Source organism: Brevundimonas sp. FV1ps31S (genome assembly GCF_058681265.1).
The window spans coordinates 2298966-2317017 of sequence record NZ_CM178735.1 but is presented as its reverse complement, the minus strand read 5'-3'; the positions used below and the strand labels follow the sequence as shown (position 1 = coordinate 2317017).

18 protein-coding genes and 1 other annotated feature are annotated in these 18052 nt (G+C 66.7%); of the genes, 6 read left to right on the top strand and 12 right to left on the bottom strand.

What is annotated here, in order from left to right:
• Positions 1–6: 6 nt before the first annotated feature.
• The 7 genes from ACVPT3_RS10940 to folE all read right to left on the bottom strand — a co-directional run bounded on the left by ACVPT3_RS10940 (position 7) and on the right by folE (position 6036).
• Positions 7–669 carry a Pr6Pr family membrane protein gene (locus tag ACVPT3_RS10940; protein WP_492040920.1) on the bottom strand — a complete coding sequence of 221 codons (663 nt, stop codon included), beginning with the start codon at positions 667–669 and terminating at the stop codon, positions 7–9.
• A gap of 26 nt (positions 670–695) precedes the next feature.
• Positions 696–1538 (bottom strand): aldo/keto reductase, encoded by an 843-nt coding sequence (locus ACVPT3_RS10935; protein WP_492040919.1) that lies wholly within the window; start codon positions 1536–1538, stop codon positions 696–698.
• 33 nt (positions 1539–1571) lie between these two features.
• Entirely contained in the window at positions 1572–2456 is an 885-nt protein-coding gene (locus ACVPT3_RS10930; RefSeq protein WP_492040918.1) for an alpha/beta hydrolase family protein, read from the bottom strand.
• A 59-nt stretch (positions 2457–2515) separates the two neighbouring features.
• Positions 2516–2857: an MmcQ/YjbR family DNA-binding protein gene (locus ACVPT3_RS10925; RefSeq protein ID WP_492040917.1), complete on the bottom strand. Its 342-nt coding sequence runs from the start codon at positions 2855–2857 to the stop codon at positions 2516–2518.
• Between the two features lie 15 nt (positions 2858–2872).
• The gene (locus ACVPT3_RS10920) at positions 2873–4702 is read right to left on the bottom strand and encodes a gamma-glutamyltransferase family protein (protein ID WP_492040916.1); all 1830 of its coding nucleotides are present in this window, start codon (positions 4700–4702) and stop codon (positions 2873–2875) included.
• 127 nt (positions 4703–4829) lie between these two features.
• The gene (locus tag ACVPT3_RS10915) at positions 4830–5264 is read right to left on the bottom strand and encodes a biopolymer transporter ExbD (protein WP_267515980.1); all 435 of its coding nucleotides are present in this window, start codon (positions 5262–5264) and stop codon (positions 4830–4832) included.
• 157 nt (positions 5265–5421) lie between these two features.
• Positions 5422–6036: a GTP cyclohydrolase I FolE gene (gene folE, locus ACVPT3_RS10910; RefSeq protein ID WP_492040915.1), complete on the bottom strand. Its 615-nt coding sequence runs from the start codon at positions 6034–6036 to the stop codon at positions 5422–5424.
• A 130-nt stretch (positions 6037–6166) separates the two neighbouring features.
• Between folE and cysS the strand changes: the two genes are divergently transcribed.
• Positions 6167–7576 carry a cysteine--tRNA ligase gene (gene cysS / locus ACVPT3_RS10905; protein ID WP_492040914.1) on the top strand — a complete coding sequence of 470 codons (1410 nt, stop codon included), beginning with the start codon at positions 6167–6169 and terminating at the stop codon, positions 7574–7576.
• A gap of 3 nt (positions 7577–7579) precedes the next feature.
• Here the strand turns inward: cysS and ACVPT3_RS10900 are convergent, their stop codons facing one another.
• Positions 7580–8602: a DNA topoisomerase IB gene (locus ACVPT3_RS10900; RefSeq protein WP_492040913.1), complete on the bottom strand. Its 1023-nt coding sequence runs from the start codon at positions 8600–8602 to the stop codon at positions 7580–7582.
• A 115-nt stretch (positions 8603–8717) separates the two neighbouring features.
• Here ACVPT3_RS10900 and rlmJ point away from each other — a divergent pair, with 115 nt between their 5' ends.
• Both rlmJ and ACVPT3_RS10890 read left to right on the top strand, forming a co-directional pair.
• A complete protein-coding gene (gene rlmJ, locus ACVPT3_RS10895; RefSeq protein ID WP_492040912.1) occupies positions 8718–9533 on the top strand; it encodes a 23S rRNA (adenine(2030)-N(6))-methyltransferase RlmJ in 816 nt (271 codons plus the stop codon).
• A 29-nt stretch (positions 9534–9562) separates the two neighbouring features.
• Positions 9563–10294: a type 1 glutamine amidotransferase gene (locus tag ACVPT3_RS10890; RefSeq protein ID WP_492040911.1), complete on the top strand. Its 732-nt coding sequence runs from the start codon at positions 9563–9565 to the stop codon at positions 10292–10294.
• Positions 10295–10684: 390 nt separating this feature from the next.
• On the opposite strand, the gene ACVPT3_RS10885 is transcribed toward ACVPT3_RS10890, so the two are convergent.
• A complete protein-coding gene (locus tag ACVPT3_RS10885; protein WP_492040910.1) occupies positions 10685–11761 on the bottom strand; it encodes a YeiH family protein in 1077 nt (358 codons plus the stop codon).
• Between the two features lie 79 nt (positions 11762–11840).
• Here ACVPT3_RS10885 and ACVPT3_RS10880 point away from each other — a divergent pair, with 79 nt between their 5' ends.
• Positions 11841–12716, top strand: a complete 876-nt coding sequence (locus ACVPT3_RS10880) for a LysR family transcriptional regulator (protein WP_492040909.1) — start codon at positions 11841–11843, stop codon at positions 12714–12716.
• Positions 12717–12800: 84 nt separating this feature from the next.
• Here the strand turns inward: ACVPT3_RS10880 and ACVPT3_RS10875 are convergent, their stop codons facing one another.
• The 3 genes from ACVPT3_RS10875 to hemF form a co-directional block, all read right to left on the bottom strand.
• Positions 12801–13118 (bottom strand): hypothetical protein, encoded by a 318-nt coding sequence (locus tag ACVPT3_RS10875; protein ID WP_492040908.1) that lies wholly within the window; start codon positions 13116–13118, stop codon positions 12801–12803.
• 683 nt (positions 13119–13801) lie between these two features.
• Entirely contained in the window at positions 13802–13993 is a 192-nt protein-coding gene (locus ACVPT3_RS10870) for a hypothetical protein (protein ID WP_492040907.1), read from the bottom strand.
• Positions 13990–14871, bottom strand: coding sequence for an oxygen-dependent coproporphyrinogen oxidase (hemF, locus tag ACVPT3_RS10865; RefSeq protein WP_492040906.1), 882 nt, complete (start codon positions 14869–14871; stop codon positions 13990–13992). The genes ACVPT3_RS10870 and hemF overlap by 4 nt, the downstream gene beginning before the upstream one ends.
• A 220-nt stretch (positions 14872–15091) precedes the next feature.
• Between hemF and ACVPT3_RS10860 the strand changes: the two genes are divergently transcribed.
• Together ACVPT3_RS10860 and ACVPT3_RS10855 are read left to right on the top strand one after the other, a co-directional pair.
• Positions 15092–16348 carry a dipeptidase gene (locus ACVPT3_RS10860; RefSeq protein WP_492040905.1) on the top strand — a complete coding sequence of 419 codons (1257 nt, stop codon included), beginning with the start codon at positions 15092–15094 and terminating at the stop codon, positions 16346–16348.
• 46 nt (positions 16349–16394) lie between these two features.
• Positions 16395–16456: a sequence feature (sul1 is cis-regulatory element that is thought to sense ions involved in sulfur or methionine metabolism; They are found in Alphaproteobacteria), on the top strand.
• 58 nt (positions 16457–16514) lie between these two features.
• Positions 16515–17984, top strand: a complete 1470-nt coding sequence (locus ACVPT3_RS10855; protein WP_492040904.1) for a SulP family inorganic anion transporter — start codon at positions 16515–16517, stop codon at positions 17982–17984.
• Positions 17985–18052 lie beyond the last annotated feature (68 nt).

The following is an 18052-nucleotide window of genomic DNA, read 5'->3' as shown; positions in this document are numbered from 1 at the left end:
CTCCGCCTAAAGCGCCGGGGCCGAACTGTCACGCCTCGTTCGACTGAAGGCCCGATCCAGCCCGACCAACGCCAGCCCGACCCCCAGGAAGAAGCCCAACAGCCCGCCGAAGATCGCCAGCACCCGGCCCAGGCCCAACTCGTCAACATTGACGAACCCATAGGGCCACCAGTGGGTCGTCAGCCCGTGCGCCAGGGTCCAACCTGCATAAACCAGGGGAAAGGCCAGCCATTTCACTGGATCTACCCACCGCAACCTGCCCTTGGGCGTGAACCACAGCCAGTCCAGCAGGAAGGCGGCAGGCATCACATAGTGAAGCACCAGATTGACCCCGAACGTCAGGCCCTCGGGCTTCCAGTAGGGGGCGATCAGGAAATGGTACACGACGCCGACCACCACGATGTACATGGCGATCGCCGCCCGCACCCCCTCGCCGGCGGTCCACCGCGCCACCCGTCGGCCGGGACTCATCAGCGGCCCGGTCAGGGCCAGGGCGACCAGGATGTTGGTCAGAATGGTGAAGAAGCTGAAGTAGTTGACCGTGCGCTCCAGCACGGCCCACCCCTCCACCGGCCCCACCATCAGCACATATTGCAAGGCCAGCGCCGCCCAGCCGATCACGGCGAAGCCGGCGCGCCACAGACGCGGTCGATCCCGTTCACGCAGCATGCGCGCCCCCTGAAACAGTCAGTCGATCAAGCGGCGGCCTTGTCCCACTGATAGGTCGGGTCAAGCCAGTCGCCCAGCCGCTCGCCGCGATCCAGCGCGTCCATCCGTTGCATCTCCTCACCCGACAGTTCGAAGTCGAAGATGTCGAAATTCTCGCGCGCCCGGCTTTCCTTGGTGGTGCGCGGGATGGCGATGATCCGGTTCTGGATCAGCCAGCGCAGAGTGACCTGGCCGTTGGTCTTGCCGTGGGCCTCGGCGATCTCGGAGATCGTCTTGTCATCGGCGATCTTGCCCTGGGCCAGGGGCGACCAGGCGGTGATCGAAGATCCCAGCTCGGCCGCCGTCGCCACCAGTTGGTCGATCCCCAAATAGGGATGGTGCTCGACCTGGTTGGTCAGCAACCGCGCCTTGGACAGGCTCTGCGCCTGTCTGAACTCCTTGGACGGGAAGTTCGACAGGCCGATCGACTTCGTAAGCCCCTGGTCTTTGGCCTCGTTCAGCGCGCCCAGGGTTTCTTCGAACGTCGGCGTCGGCCGGGGCCAGTGCAGCAGCAGCAGGTCCGGTGTCGTTCCCAGGCTCTCGGCCGATTCCTTCGCCTGTTTCAGCAGGGCGTCATGGGTGAAATGCTCGACCCAGATCTTGGTGGTCAGGAAGATCTCCTCGCGGGCCACGCCCGAATCCACGATGCCTTCGCCGACCGCCTTCTCATTTTTGTAGATCCAGGCGGTGTCGATGTGGCGATAGCCGATCCGCAGCGCCTCGGCGACCATCCGGCGCGCGTCCGCCGGCTCCAGCTGCCAGGTGCCGAAGCCGAGCAGGGGGATCTCGACGCCATCGACGGTGATGGTGGGCTGATCGCCGTAGGCCATGGGGAAATCCTTCTTACTCGGGGAGCAGCACAGTTAGGCGCCGGGTCGGGCCTTCGAAACCCCCGCGTCGAACCAATCCAGAATTTCCTGCCACAGCGGTTCCAGCCCTTTGCGGAAAGCGCCCTCGTGGCCGATCCGTCGCGCGCCATAGTCGCCGGCGCGACGCACCACGATCTCGGACGGGGCATTGGGATAGGCTTTCAACAGCGCAGCCCCCGTCCCCGGCGTGGCGATGGGGTCGTCCGGGAAGATCCAGGACCGGATCGGCGCCCGCACCTGATCGAACGCCTGGGGCTCCAGGGCGCGGGACTTCAGCTCGTCCAGGAAATAGGCGGGCTTCAGGCACCACCGCTTCCAGGTCTCGAACACCCCGCGCGGCAGATCCGTCCCGCGCCACAGCTTGCCGGCCCGGACATAGCCGTGTCGGCGCAGATGGCTCGGGCCGAAACCGAACCAGAAGAACAGCTCCATCGGATTGTAGGTCCGGCGGTGTCCGCCCCACCATCCGGTTCCGACCGAGACGAAGGCGTGCCGCCCGATCTCGGCCTGGTTCGGCATGAAGCCGACGAAATGGCCCCCGACGCTGTGCCCCACATGGAAGACCGGCAGGCCGGGCGCCGCCTTCTTCAACGCCTTCAACGCCGCCGGCATGTCCAGCCGGCCCCAGTCGGGATAGTCCATCTCCATCGCCGCCAGATCCTCGGGCCGCGATCCGCCGATGCCGCGATAGTCATAGGTCAGGACCACGCAGCCCCGCTCGGCCATCCAGCGCGCGAACCGGGCATAGAAGCCGCGTGGAAACCCCGTGCCCGCAGAAACCAGCACCGCCATCCTCGGCGCGTCGCCCCGGAACAGCGTCGCTTCCAGCGGCCAGCTGTCCACGGCCTTGATGACCCGATCCTCGACCGCCAGCCCCATGTCGTTTCCCTGTCCGTTCTTATTTTAAACGGACCCTGCATGGTTTCCCCGACGTCAGGTCAAGCGCAGTCGTAGGCCTGCACCAGCCGCTTCGGCGCCACCTTGCGCCACCGCTTTTCCAGCGCCGCCTTCAGCCAGACGGGATCGACCGTGGCGATCCGCGCCAGTACGATCGGATAGTCGCGGTAGTGATCGGTGAAGTGAAAGGCGGCCGGGTCCATCTCGATCAGCAAATCCCGCTCATCCAGATTATCCAGATGCACCACGATACTGTGGTCCAGATTCGGACGCAGCCAGGTGAAGAACTTTCCCGCCACCTTGAACGACGGCTCGCCATAGGACACGCCGTCCTCGACCCCGGGGAAGGACAGCAGCAGCGCGCGCACCTCGTCATGGGTCATGTCAGCACGCCAATCTCAATAAGCCAGCGCGATGCCGTCCTTGCGCATCTCGGTCGCCGCGCCATAGGTCCAGCGCCCGCCGGGGTTCATCTGTTTCATGACGTTCTGATAGCCGCCGAAGCCGCCGTCCGGTTCGCCCAGGGTCCAGCCCATGGCCCGCAGCTGCGCCTTGGTCGCCTCGGGAACCCCGCTTTCGAGGTGCAGCACCCCGGTCCCCTCCTGCGGCTGGCCCGTCGGTTCGGACGAGCCATAGTGTTGCCAGCGCGGGGCGTCGCCTGCCGCTTGAGGCTCGAGGCCATAGTCGACCATGTTGATGATGATCTGAGCCTGGCCCTGGGGCTGCATGGCGCCGCCCATCACGCCGAACGCCATCCAGGGCTCGCCGTCCTTGACCGCGAAGCCGGGGATGATGGTCTGGAACGGCCGCTTGCCCGGCGCATAGACATTGGGATGGCCGTCGGTCAGGGCGAACAACTCGCCCCGGTCCTGGAACATGAAGCCAAGCGGTTCCGACCCATTGTCCGGCGCCAGGCCCGATCCCATGCCGCGATAGTTGGACTGGATCCAGCTGACCATCATCCCGTCGCTGTCGGCGACGCTGAAATAGGTGGTGTCGCCGTGGTGCGGGGCGTCGCCGGGCATGACGCGGTCCATCACCCGGTCCGGCCGGATCAGCCTGGCCCGTTCGGCGGCATAGGCCTTGGAGTTCAGCCATTCGACCGGCGTCCTGGAGAATCGGTCGTCGGCGAACCAGCGCGCCCGGTCCTCGAACGCCAGCCGCTTGGCTTCGGCCTGGACGTGCAGCGAGGCGGCGGACTGGAAGCCCATGGATTTCAGATCGAACTGTTCGCAGATGTTCAGGATCTGATTGGTGGACAGGCCCTGCGTGTTCGGCCCCAGGCCGAAGACATCCACGCCGCGATAGCTGGTCTGGATCGGCTCGACCCATTCGGTGTGGTGGGCCGCAAGGTCGGCGCGGGTCATCCAGCCGCCGATCCGTTTGAAATAGGCCTCGATCTGATCGGCTATGGGGCCGTCATAGAAGGCGTCGCGCCCGCCCTCGGCGATCATCCGCAGGGTATTGCCCAGATAGGGGTTGGCGAACATCTCGCCCACCTTGGGCGTCGCCCCCCCGGCGGCCCAGATGCGCTTGCGGTTATCGTTCTCCTCGATGGGGATCACGCCCCGGTCGAAGGCCGCCATATTGCGTTCCAGGTAATAGGCGATGACCTGGGGCACGGGCGCGCCCTGTTCGCACAGCTCGGCGACGGGCAGCAGCACGTCCTTCCACGGCAGTTTCCCATAGCGCTGGTGCGCGCTCCACCAGGCGTCCACCGTGCCCGGCACATTCACCGTCACCGCCCCATAGCGGGGCAGATAGCCGTCGATGGCCTTTGAGCGCGCCGTCTCCAGGCTCAGGCCCCGCGGGCTCGGCCCGGATCCGTTCAGCCCGACCACCTTCTTCTGTTTGGGGTCCCACAGCATGCAATAGGCGTCGCCGCCGATGCCGTTGGCCACCGGCTCCAGAAAGCCCAGGGCCGCATTGATGGCGATGGCCGCGTCTATGGCCGATCCGCCGCGCCTCAGGGTGTCGATCCCGATCAGGCTGGCCGCCGGATGCGCCGTCGCCGCCGCGCCGTTCGCGCCCCAGACCGTCGACCGCCCCATGAATTTCGGTCCGGTGACCCGGTCGCCGATGCCGACGCCGGCATAGGGATCGGCGGGACGGGCAGGGGCGGGGGCCGCCTCGGTCGGCTTGGCGGTCGGAGACGACTGCCGCGCCTGAACAGCGGTCGCCGCCAGGGCTCCGGCAGGCAGGGCGGACAGGAAGGTGCGACGACGCATGGGCGGACTCCTCGAACAGCCGATTTGGCATCAAGGCGGTCAGCGCGCGTGTGGGCAAGCCTTGCCGCAAAGAAAAAGGCCGCGTCCCTTTCGGAACGCGGCCTTGATCCTGGATAGAACCTCGGTCCTATTCGATGTCTTCGTTCAGCAGGCCGACCTTGAAGAAGCCGTTCTCCTGCATCTTGTTCATGACTTCCATGAACTGCGAGTATTTCACTTCCGGCTGGGCGCGGACGAAGACGCGCTCTTCCTGGCAGGAACCGCCGCCCAGGGCGGTGCAGACGTCGGCGGCCAGATTGTCGATCGAGGTTTGCTTCTCGGCGATGAACAGCTGACCGGTGTCCTGGATGGTGATGTACACCGGTTCCTTTTCTTCGGTCGGATTCACCGGCGGCTGCGCCGGCGGCAGGTCCAGACGGATGGAGACGGTCGCCATCGGCGCGGCGACCATGAAGATGATCATCAGCACCAGCAGAATGTCGATGAACGGCGTGATGTTGATATCCGCCGTTTGTTCGATCGTGTGCTTGTCCCCGCCGGAACCGCCGATCTTCGCAGCCATGCTTCGTCTCCGTTACTCGCCGGCCGCGATCCGCGCCGACATTCCCTATGGATCGCCCGAGAGCTTGATCGGTTCTTGGCGTCCCGATGCGCGCTTGTAAAGCGGTTCTAAATGATCCGGCGTTCCGGAACGTCAATTATCTGCGACAGTCGAGGGCTTACGCCTTCGCCAGCTTCAGGAAACGGTCCATCAGGGCAGGATCGGACTTGAAGGCGCCGGTGAACCGGGTGGTGACGGTCGAAACATGCCGGTGATGGACCCCGCGGGTCGTCATGCACTGGTGGGCGGCGTCGATCATCACCGCGACGCCCCTGGGCTGCAGGTGCGATTCGATGGCTTCGATGATGTCGTTGGTCAGGGTTTCCTGGTTCTGCAGCCGTCGGGCGAAGATCTCGACCACCCGCGCCAGCTTGGAGATGCCGACCACCTTCTCGCCGGGCAGATAGGCGACATAGGCCTTGCCCAGGAAGGGGGCCAGGTGGTGCTCGCAATGGCTCTCCACCTCGATCTCGCGCAGAATGACCATGTCGTCATAGCCGGTCACGTCCTCGAAGGTGCGCGACAGCTCCTTGGCCGCGTCGGCCTCATAGCCGTCGAACCATTCCCCGTAAGCGTCGACCACCCGCTTGGGCGTGTCGATCAGGCCCGCCCGATCGGGATTGTCCCCGGCCCAGGCGATCAGGGTGCGCACGGCCTCCAGCGCCTGTTCGCGGCTGGGGCGCTGTACGGTTTCGTCGCTGACGAGGACGGGCTTGGCGGGGATGACGCTCATGAACTCGATTTTCCGGCCGAGGCGGTCGGGGCCGCCCGGTATAGCTTCTACAATCCGTCGGGACTGTATATCAGGCCGCTATATGGGACGGACCCTCCGTCCTGCAAGAAAACCCGCCGAAGACTGATCCATGCCGCTGCACATCCACGACACCCCGCGCCGTGAAAAGCGCCTGTTCGAACCGCGCGATCCGAACCGGGTGACCCTCTATGTCTGCGGCCCGACGGTCTATGACTACGCCCATATCGGCAATGCCCGCCCGCCGGTGGTGTTCGACGTCCTGGTGCGGCTGCTGCGCCGGACCTATGGCGCAGACAAGGTGATCTACGCCCGCAACGTCACAGACGTGGACGACAAGATCAATCAGAAGGCCGTCCGCGAAGGCGTGCCGATCGGCGAGGTCACGGCCCGCTACGAAGCCGCCTATCTCGCCGACATGGGCCTGCTGAACGTCAGCCCGCCCGACCTGGCCCCCCATGTCACCGACTATATCCCGGCCATCGTCAATCAGGTCCAGGCCATCGTCGACGCCGGCTGCGCCTATGCGGCGGAAGGCCACGTCCTGTTCGACGTCTCCTCCTATCCGTCCTACGGCGCCCTCTCGGGCCGGAACCTGGACGACATGATCGCCGGCGCCCGGGTCGAGGTCGCCCCGTACAAGAAGAACCCCCACGACTTCGTCCTGTGGAAGCCGTCCAAGCCGGACGAGCCGTCCTGGCCGTCGCCCTGGGGCGAGGGACGTCCCGGCTGGCACATCGAATGCTCGGCCATGATCGAACAGGCCCTGGGTCTGCCCATCGACATCCACGGCGGCGGCATCGACCTGGTCTTCCCCCACCATGAGAACGAGATCGCCCAGGGCGTCTGCGCCCACGGCCATGCCCATGGTGACAAGGCCCACGACGAATACGCCCGCTACTGGATGCACAACGGCTTCCTGACCGTGGACGCCGAGAAGATGTCCAAGTCCGTCGGCAACGTCCTGCTGCTGCACGACCTGGTCCAGGCCATGCCGGGCGAGGTCGTGCGCTGGGCGCTTCTGTCGGCCCACTATCGCCAGCCTCTGGACTGGAACCAGGGCCTGCTGGATCAGTCCAAGAAGTCGCTGGACCGCCTCTACGGCGCCCTGCACCGCTCCAGCGGCGTCGAGGTTCTGGATCTCGATCCTCCCGCCGACTTCATGAAATCGATCGAGGACGACCTGAACACCCCCGGCGCCATGGCCAGCCTGTTCGCCCTCTCCAGCGAGATCGAGCGCGGCATGACGGCGGGTGATGCGGCCGCCGTGGCCCAGGCCCGCGCCCGTCTCATGGCCTGCGCCTCCATCCTGGGGGTGCTTCAGTCCGACCCTGCCACCTGGCTGGAAGGCGACGTCTCAGACGCCCTGCGAATCGAGGTCGAGGCCCTGCTGGACCAACGCGCCGCCGCCCGTGCCGAAAAGAACTGGCCCGAGGCCGACCGCATCCGCGACCGCCTGAACGCCCTGAACGTCGTCGTCATGGACGGCCCCGACGGCGCGACCTGGCGGATGAAGGGCTGACGCTCAGGCTGCGGCCAACTGCCGGATCAGCGCCTTCTCGAACCCCTTGGCGTCTGGGCCGGGCAGGGCGGTCTTCAACTCACCGCTTTCGTACAGCTCCATCACTTTCGGATGGACATAGGAGGCCCGGCACACCGTCGGCGTATTGCCCAGCAGGCCGGCGACCGCCTTCACGCAGACGGCGATCTTGCGTTTCGCGTCGGTGGGCGAGGTCGGTGGCTCCATCTCGCGCAAGGCCCGCGCCGCCGAGACCGTGCCCGCCCAGGTGCGGAAATCCTTGGCCGAGAACTGCTCGCCCATGGCTGCGCGAATATAGGCGTTCACATCGTCCGAGGTGACGGGACAAAGCTCCCCGTCGGCGGTGCGGTATTTGAACAGATGCTGGCCCGGCAGCTCCTCCAGCGCCCGCACCACCCCCGCCAGCCGCCGGTCGCGGACGCTGACCCGGTGGTCCTTGCCGCTCTTGCCGCGGAACTCGAACGTCAGGGCCGCGCCGTCCACCTCCAGATGCCGCTTGTTAAGGGTGGTCAGGCCATAGCTGCGGTTCTCCCGCGCATAGGCCGCATTGCCGACCCGGATCAGGGTGATCTCCAGCAGGCGCACGGCGGTGGCCAGCACCTTGTCCTTCACCGGCCCCCGCAGGTTCAGGTCATGTTCGACCTGGGCGCGCAGCTTGGGCAGGGCGCGCGAAAAGGCCGGCAGCTTGTCGAACTTGTTCTCGGACCGGGCCGCGCTCCAGCCGTCGTGATAGCGGTACTGTTTGCGCCCCTTCACGTCGCGGCCGGTCGCCTGGATATGGCCGTTGGCCTTGGGGCAGATCCACACGTCGGTCCAGGCGGGCGGAATGGCCAGGGCGCGGATCCGGTCCAGAACCTTGGGGTCCTTGATCGGCTGGTTCTTGGCGTCGCGGTAGGACCAGCCCTTGCCGGCGCGCCGCCGCCGGATGCCGGGGGTTTCGTCGCTGCACCAGCTCAGCCCCTGCGGAATCTCGGCCGCAATATCCACGCCGTGCGATCCGTCCGCCATCCCGGCGTTTCCTTTTCATTGGTCTTTCAGCGGCTTGCCTCAGACCTGCGACGAACGCGGCGTCGCGTCCGCGAGTTCCCCTTGACCCCGCGCGCCCGGCGCGACACGAGGCGGCATGAATTATCGCCACAGCTTCCACGCCGGAAACTTCGCTGACCTGGTCAAACACGCCCTGGTCCTGTGGCTAGTGGGGACCCGCGCAGCCTCGGGCCCGCTGACGGTGCTCGACACCCACGCCGGCGCCGGCCTCTATGACCTGTCCGGCGACGCCGTGCGGTCGAAGGAGGCCGAGGCCGGGGTCGCGCGTCTGATGACCGACCCGGATCTGCCGCACCTGATGCAGGCTCTGGCGGACCGAGTGGCGGCGCTCAATCCTGACGGCGGCGCCCGCTTCTATCCCGGCTCGCCCCTGCTGATCGCCGAGGCGCTCGGGAGCGAGGGCCGCTATGTCGGCTATGAACTGAACCCGCCCGTCCGCGCCCTGCTGGCCCAGGCCCTGGCCGACCGCCCCAACGCCGAGGCGCGCGAGGGCGACGGCTACGCCCTGGCCACGGCCGAGGCGGCGCGGGTCAAGGCGCCCCTGATCCTGATCGACCCGCCGTTCGAAAAGCCCGACGACTATATCCGCTCGGCCGAAACCGCCCTGGCGGTGGTCCGTCGCGACCCCGCCGCGACCGTCGCCATCTGGACCCCGCTGAAGGATCTGGAGACTTTCGACGGCTTCATCCGCCGGCTCCAGACCAAGGCCGGCCCGACCCTAGTCGCCGAGGCCCGTCTGCGTCCCCTGACCAATCCGATGAAGATGAACGGCTGCGCCCTGGTCATCGTCAATCCGCCGCCGGGCGCCGAAGACGCCGCGCGACAGGTCTGCGGCTGGGTCGCCGACCGTCTGGGCGATCCGGGCGGCAAGGCTGAAATCTGGTCCTTCTGATCCGCGCGCGGCGCCCCTATGTTGGCGCCATGACCCGTATCGCCATTCTGGAAACCGGCCACCCGCCCGAGGCATTGAAGGACAGTTTCGACGACTATCCGGCCCGGTTCCGCGCCCTGCTGGGCGAGACCGTCCCGACCACCCGTTTCGACGTCCAGTCCGGCCATCTGCCGTCCGACCCCGCCGCGTTTCAGGGCGTGATCGTCACCGGCTCGGCCGCCGGGGTCTACGACGACCTGCCGTGGATTCCCCAGTTGATCGACTGGCTGCGTGCGGCGCGGGGCCGGACCCGGATCGTCGGCATCTGTTTCGGCCACCAGGTCCTGGCCCACGCTTTCGGCGGCGCGGTCGAGAAGTCGGACAAGGGCTGGGGCGTCGGCCTGCACCGCTATGACGTCCATGCCGAGGAACCGTGGATGCAGCCGCGCGCCCGCACCATCGCCATCCCCGTCTCGCACCAGGATCAGGTCGTGGCCGTCTCGCCCGATGCGCGCGTCATCGCCTCCAGCGGCTTCACCCCCTACGCCGGCCTGGCCTGGGGCCAGGACGCCATCTCCTTCCAGTGCCACCCGGAGTTCCAGCCCGACTACGCCGCCGCCCTGGTCGAGGTCCGGCGCGGCTCGCGCATCCCCGAACCCCTGGCCGACGCCGCGCTCGAAAGCCTGAAACGCCCCAACGATCGCGCCGTCCTCACCGCCTGGATCCGCGCCTTCCTGCTGCTCACCCCGCCCCCGGTGGAGGATCAGGGCAGCGGGATCTGATCTTCATCGGGTTTTGAGGAGCTCCACGTTTCAACCAAAGGTGTTTCCAATCCAGTTGGAACTTGCAGCTCGTCACAGTTGCCGTAGCTTTAGCTGATCGTGGAGGGCGTTCCGTGGGTGTTTTCAGCATTTGGCACTGGGTAATCGTTGGCGTTGTCCTGTTCGTGTTGGGCTACCCAGCCTCGCGAGTATTGAAACGTATAGGCTTTTCGCGCTGGTGGGGCGTGGTCGCCTTGATCCCCTACGTCAACGTTGTCGGCTTATGGATTCTGGCCTTTGTGAAATGGCCGATCGAGCGGCGCTAGGCTCAGCTTATCATTGTGAGCAGACGATCAGTCTGTAGGCCGCGCGATCTCCTAGAGCTTCGTTCCTCGGGGTGAACGTGAAGGCCTAAACCCCCAGCACCGCGATCAACCCCAGGCTCAGCCCCACTAGCGCCGCCAGTGACAACACCACGGCCGCAGCCACCCGCCCGCCGGCTCGCGCCACGGCCCGGATGTCGGTTTGCAGCCCAAGCGCCGCCATGGCCGCCACGGTCAGCAGGCCGGAGGCCGCCGCCATCGGTTCGAGCGCCGCCTGCGGGATCAGGTCGAGGTTCCTGAGCGCGACCATGGCCAGAAAGCCGACGATGAACCAGGGCAGCAGCCGGTGCAGACCCGGCCCGTTCGCTCCCTCCGCCCGGTCCCTGAACATCAGCGATAGCACCAGGATCACCGGCCCCAGCATCAGCACCCGCGCCAGCTTGACCACCGTCCCCGTCTGGGTCGCGACCGCGCCGAACGGGGCGGCGGCCGCCAGCACCTGGGGCACGGCGTAGACAGTCAGCCCCGCCAGGGCGCCGAACTGCAACCCGCTCATCGACATCAGTCCGCCCAGCAGCGGCAGGGCCAGCACCACCACCACCCCCAGCACCGCCGTAAAGGCGATGGAGGCCGCCACCTCTTCCCCGTCGGCGTCGATCACGGGGGCCACGGCGGCGATGGCCGAGTTGCCGCAGATGGCGTTGCCGCAGGCGACCAGCAGTGCCATGCGCGGGTTCAGCCCCAGGGCCCGCCCGATCCCGAACCCGACCAATATGGCGGCGGCGACCAGGGCGAAGACGCCGGCCACGAACCCCAGCCCCAGCGACGACAGGGTCGCCGCACTGACCGAGGCGCCCAGCAGGGCCACCGCCACCTCCAGCAAAATCTTGGCGCTGAAATCGATTCCGACCCTGAACCGCTCGTCCGGCGTCCAGGCCGCCCGCACGCCGGCCCCCAGCAGAATGGCCAGCACCAGCGGCTCCAGCCAGGCCTTGCCGAAGACGTCCCGCTCCAGACTGGTCAGGCCCATGGCCGCCAGGGCGACCGCCAGGCTCATCATCAGGCCGGGCCAGACCGAACGGCCGAACGCGCCCAGGCGCGCCGCCAGGCCGACGGGGCGGGGCAGGGGCGGGGTCGCGACAGCGGCAGGGGCGGCGAACTTCATTGTCCAGCTTGATGCACGCCCGCTCGACCTCGGTCCAACGGATTGTTATGGTCGTTTCAATCCGATTTGGAGATTGATCGTGACTCTGGAGCGCCTGCGAATCTTCGTCGCCGTGGCCGAGCGTCAGCATGTGACGGCGGCGGCGCGGGCGTTGAACCTGACCCAGTCGGCCGTCTCCAACGCTATCGCGGCGCTTGAGGCCGAACATGACGTCCACCTGTTCGACCGCGTCGGCCGGGGCGTGGTGCTGAACCAGACCGGCCAGGCCTTCCTGCCGGAAGCCAAGGCCGTGCTGGCCCGCGCGGCGGCGGCCGAGGCGGCGCTGGCGGACATGAGCGCCCTGCGGCGCGGTCGCCTGACCGTCTTCGCCAGCCAGACCATCGCCTCCTACTGGCTGCCCCGTCGCCTGGTGGCCTTCCATGTCGCCCATCCGGGCATCGAACTGGACGTCCAGATCGGCAATACGCGCCAGGCCGCTGCCGCCGTCCTGGCCGGCACCGCCGAGATCGGCCTGGTCGAGGGCACGGTCGATGAACCCGCGCTGGAACAGACCCGGATCGGCTCCGACCGCCTGGCCGTTTTGGTCGCGCCCGATCATCCCTGGGCGGGCCTGCGCCGGTTGTCAGCGACTGATCTGGCCTCGTCCCCCTGGGTCCTGCGCGAAGCCGGCTCGGGCACCCGTTCGACGCTGGAAGAGGCGGTGCGTCAGGCCGGGGTCGATCCCGCCGACCTGCCCGTCGCAATGACCCTGCCGTCGAACGAAGCGGTTCTCGCCGCCGCCGAGGCCGGGGCCGGCGCCACCGCCCTGTCCGAAAGCGTCGCCTACGCCTCGGTCGCCGCCGGCCGCCTGGTCACCGCCGCCTTTTCCCTGCCGGAACGCCCCTTCCGCCTCCTGCGTCATCTGGAACGTTACCGCAGCCGCGCCGGCGACGCCTTCGTAGCGGCGATGATCTGAAGCTCGATTGAACGCAACATCGTCAGCGCCGCCACCGTCGCTGTTAGAAGGGAAGCGTCACTGAAGAGCCGGACTGACACCCGGTCAGCGAACAATTCCCAAACTGGCCACGATTGCCTGTACGACCGATGCGGCCGTACTGGTGGCTGTAAGGAAGCTGTCGAAGGAAGAACCGGACGCTTTGAGAGACGGCGCCGCAAGCTTGCGGATCGTCTCGATATCAGCTCCTTGGGCGGCTGCTTCTATGAGTTTATCCGCAAAGGCCGCCTTTTCCGTTTGGAGGAGATAGGCGGTTTCTATGCCTTCGATATTCAGCCCATCAATTTCAGCAGAAATGTCGCCAGCAGTTACGACGCCAAAACGACCACCCTTGATGGTTCCGTTTTTGATGTTGATTGTCATGTCATTCCCCTAATTCTAGGATGGTTACCTAGAATGGCGCAATTTACAACCTGTCTATGCAGAATAGAGTTTCGAGCGTCGTGGCATCAAACGCGCGGTCCGGCTCACCCAAGAGGGCTGCCATCCAGATCCACACCTTGCGTGATTGTGAAGGCCGGTCCTCCAGATTAGGCTCATGATCTGTTCCGAACTTCCTGGGTGGCGGAACAGGGGGCTGACCACAAATTGCGCTGCTAATCTTCGAAATTATCGGGTGATTTCAGAAATTCAGACCATCGACCTAACACTCCTTCCAGCGGTGTTATGATGCGTGGCGGTCTTTGACAATCGAATGGAAACACCCCGCTAAACTGCACTCTTCGGCATATTGCACCGGTTTTCGCCGGCCGTCTGGTCACCGCCTCCTTCGCCCTGCCGGAACGCCCCTTCCGCCTGCTGCGCTACTCCGAACGCTACCGCAGCCGCGCAGGCGACGCCTTCGTGGCGGCGATGGGGTGAGCGGACGCGGGGGATGCGCCCTAGTTTCCGCTCCGGGCCATACCCTACACCCCACACCGCCGTCATCCTCGGGCTTGACCCAAGGACCGGGCTGTCCGCCGCATTGCGTCAGCGGCTGGCGCACAGGCCGATCCGCATCCGGTCCTCGGGTCAAGCCCGAGGATGACGGCGGTAAAGCGCGGTTGCTACAGCCCGATCCGGGGAAACACGAACCGCTCCAGCAGCAGCGAGGCCGCGAAGTAGAAGCCGATCACCACGAACAGGGTCAGCGGGATCTGCGGCTGGTGCGACAGGGTCAGATAGATTCCGTACAGCACCGCAAACAGGGCCGAGGTGGCCAGGGGCCGCAGCAGGATTTTCGCAAGAGGGGACGTCACGGCCATTTCACCACCGGGGGCATGGAGCTGAGGATCGAATCGACGTTGCCGCCGGTCTTGAGGCCGAACATGGTGCCACGGTCGTACAGCAGGTTGAACTCCACATACCGCCCGCGCCGCACCAGCTGCTCCTCGCGCTCCTCCGGCGTCCAGGCCTCGCCCATCCGCGCCGCGACGATCTTCGGATAGATGTCCAGGAAGGCCAGACCGACGTCGCGGGTGAAGGCGAAGTCCCGGTCGTGGTCGCCGCTGTCGTGGTGGTCATAGAAGATGCCGCCGGTACCCCGCGGCTCCTGGCGATGCGGCAGGAAGAAATACTCGTCGCACCAAGCCTTGTACTTGGCGTGCCAGTGCGGATCATGGGCGTCGCAGGCCGCCTTCATCGCGGCGTGGAAGGCCAGGGTGTCCGGGTGGTCTTGTCGCCGATCCGCGTCCACCACCGGCGTCAGATCGCCCCCGCCGCCGAACCAGCTCTGGGTCGTGGCGATGAAACGGGTGTTCATATGCACCGCCGGAACCCTGGGGCTGACCGGATGGCAGATCAGGCTGATCCCGGTGGCGAAGAACCGGGGATCCTCCGCCGCGCCGGGCACCGTCTTGGCGTAGTCGGCCGGAAAGGATCCGTGGACGGTTGAGACATGAACCCCGACCTTCTCGAACAACCGGCCGTGCATCATCCCCATGACGCCCCCGCCGCCGTCCTTGCGGTCCCAAGCCGTCCGGACGAACCGTCCCGGCTCCCCCGGAAACAGCTCGGCCGGCGCCGCATTCTCCAGCGCCTCGAAGGCCGCATGGATACGGTCGCGCAGATACTCGAACCAGGCGCGGGTCTCGACCTTCTTCAGGTCGAGCGGATCGGAAAAGGCGGCGTCGCTCATGCCGTCTCTTAGACCTTCCCCCGCTTGCGGGGGAAGTGGCAGGTCGTGGCGCGAAGCGACACGCCTGACGATGGGGGAAGTCTTTCTTTGGAAAATTAGACTTCCCTCTCCGACCCTGGTCCGCTGTGCGGACGACGGGCCACCTCTCCCGCAAGCGGGAGAGGGTTCTTTTCTCCAGGTCCGTCTGTCAGTGTGCGTCGCAACATAAGGGAGTCGCATTATGATCCGTCGTCTGCTGGCCGGCGTCGCCGTTGCCGCCTTCGCCACCGCCGCTCATACCCCGGTTTGGGCCCAATCCGCCGGCGAGGCCCGTGTGCTGGAGATCCTGAAGACCACCCCCCTGATCGACGGCCACAACGACCTGCCCTGGGCCCTGCGCCAGCAGTACGGCAACGACGTCTACGCCGTTGATCTGACGACCGATCTCGAGGCGACGACCCAACTCCACACCGACATCGCCCGCCTGCGCGCCGGCGGCGTCGGCGGCCAGTTCTGGTCTGTCTATGTCCCCGCCAGCCTGACTCCGCTGGAAGCGGTCGAGGAGACCTTCGAGCAGATCGACACGGCCAAGCGGATCATCGCCGCCCACCCCGACGTCTTCGGTCTGGCGACCACGGCGGATCAGGTTGACGCCGTCTTCGCCTCAGGCCGGATCGCCAGCCTGATCGGCATGGAGGGCGGCTACTCCATCGACGACTCCCTGGCCCTGCTGCGCGAGTTTCATCGCGCCGGCGCCCGCTACATGACCCTGACCCACTCCAAAACCACCACCTGGGCCGACAGCGCGACCGACGCCCCCAAATGGGGCGGGCTCAGCCCCTTCGGCGAGGATGTTGTGCGCGAGATGAACCGTCTGGGCATGATGGTGGACCTCAGCCACGTGTCCGAGGACACCATGCTGGACGCCATGCGGGTGTCCGACGCCCCGGTCATCTTCTCCCACTCCTCGGCCCGGGCGATCACGGCCCATCCGCGCAACGTGCCCGACCGGGTGCTGCGGATGATGCCTGAAGACGGCGGGATCGTGATGATCAACCTGGCCCCCGGCTTCGTCTCCGAACGCGTCCGCGCCTGGAACGCCGACCGCGCGGGCGAGGAGGTGCGGCTGAAGACCCTGAACCCCGGCGATCCGACCGCCGTCGAGGCCGGCCTGACCGCCTGGTCCGCCGCCCATCCGACGCCGGAGGCGACCCTGGCCGACGTGGTCGCCCACACCCAGCATGTGCGTCAGGTGGCGGGCATCGATCACGTCGGCCTGGGCGCCGATTTCGACGGCATCGGCAGCCTGCCCGAGGGCATGACCGGCGTGGACGCCTATCCCCGCATCCTCGCCGCCCTGATGGACGCCGGCTGGACCGAGGCCGACATCCGCAAGATCGCCGGTGAGAACCTGCTGCGCGTCATGCGCGCCGTCGAAGCCGCCGCCGCCTCCAAGGCCGCCGAACGACCGTCCTTGGCCAAGCCCGCCGCCGGCTAGGCGGCCTTGCCTTTCGGGCCGGGACCGGGCATCAGGCGCGCCTCACCTTGGACCCGGCCTGTTTGAAGCGTCGGGTGGCTATCCCGGCCGCCGATCCGCCGGGAAACCCGCCGCATACGACCATGGCCGCGCGCCAGGTCGGCGGCAGACCCCAGATGAACCCCACATGTCCCTTATCGCCTCCGCGCGCCAGCAATGGCTCGCCAACCCTCGCCGCGACCTGCTGGCGGGGACCGTCGTCGCCCTGGCCCTGATCCCCGAGGCCATCGCCTTCTCCATCATCGCCGGCGTCGATCCCGCCGTCGGCCTCTACGCCAGCTTCGTCATCGCGGTGACCATCGCCTTCGTCGGCGGTCGTCCGGCCATGATCTCGGCCGCCACCGGGGCCATGGCCCTGCTGATGGTCGGTCTGGTCCGCGACCACGGGCTGGAATACCTGTTCGCCGCCTCGATCCTGTGCGGCGTCTTCCAGATCGCAATCGGCCTGCTGAAACTGGGCCGCTACATCAAGTTCGTCAGCCGAAGCGTGATGACCGGCTTCGTCAACTCCCTGGCGATCCTGATCTTCCTGGCCCAGATGCCCGAGCTGATCGGCGCCAACTGGCAGACCTTCGCCCTGGTCGGGGCCGCCCTGGTCGTCATCTACGGCTTCCCGCGCCTGACGAAGGCCGTGCCGTCGCCCCTGGTCGCCATCATCCTGATCAGCGTCTTCGTCATGATGACGGGCCTGGACGTCCGCACTGTCGGCGACATGGGTCAGATGCCTTCGACCCTGCCGATGTTCCACCTGCCGGCCGTGCCCCTGACCTGGGAGACCCTGGCCATTATCGCCCCGATCTCGGCGACCCTGGCCTTCGTCGGTCTGCTGGAAAGTCTGCTGACCGCCAATCTGCTGGACGACATCACCGACACCCCGTCGGACAAGGACCGCGAGACCCGCGGCCAGGGCATCGCCAACATCCTGTCGCCCCTGTTCGGCGGCATGGCCGGCTGCGCCATGATCGGCCAGTCGATCATCAACGTCACCTCCGGCGCGCGTGGGCGGCTGTCGACCCTGTGGGCCGGCCTGTTCCTGCTGTTCCTGATCCTGGTGCTGCGCGACTGGGTGGCTCAGATCCCGATGGCGGCCCTGGTCGCCGTCATGATCATGGTCTCCATCGGCACCTTCGACTGGAACTCCGTGCTGAAGATTCGCGCCGTCCCCTTCCAGTCCTCGATGGTGATGATCGCCACGACCGTGACGGTCGTCGTCACCCACGACCTGTCCAAGGGCGTGGTGCTGGGGGTTCTGTTGTCGGCCGTCTTCTTCATGCGAAAGGTAGCCAAGACCCTGACGGTCCAGGAGATCGAGACGCCCGAAGCCGGCGTCGTCCGCTACAGGGTCGAGGGCCAGCTCTTCTTCGGCTCGGCCGGGCTGTTCGCCGCCAGTTTCGAGCACCACGGTCATCCGACGCGGGTCGAGATCGACATGACCGGCGCCCATCTGTGGGACGTGACCGGCGCGGCCGCCCTGGACAAGGTGATCGCCCGCTACCGGCGCCAAGGCGCCGAGGTGGCGGTGTCAGGCTTGAACACCGCCAGTGCCGCGCTCGCCAACAAGGGGAGCCCCGTTCAGGCCGCGCCAGGTCATGCCTGACCTAGAAGGCCAACGCCGCGCTTACATGGGCGACGCCGGACACCATGGCCCAAACCGCGGCGCCGGAC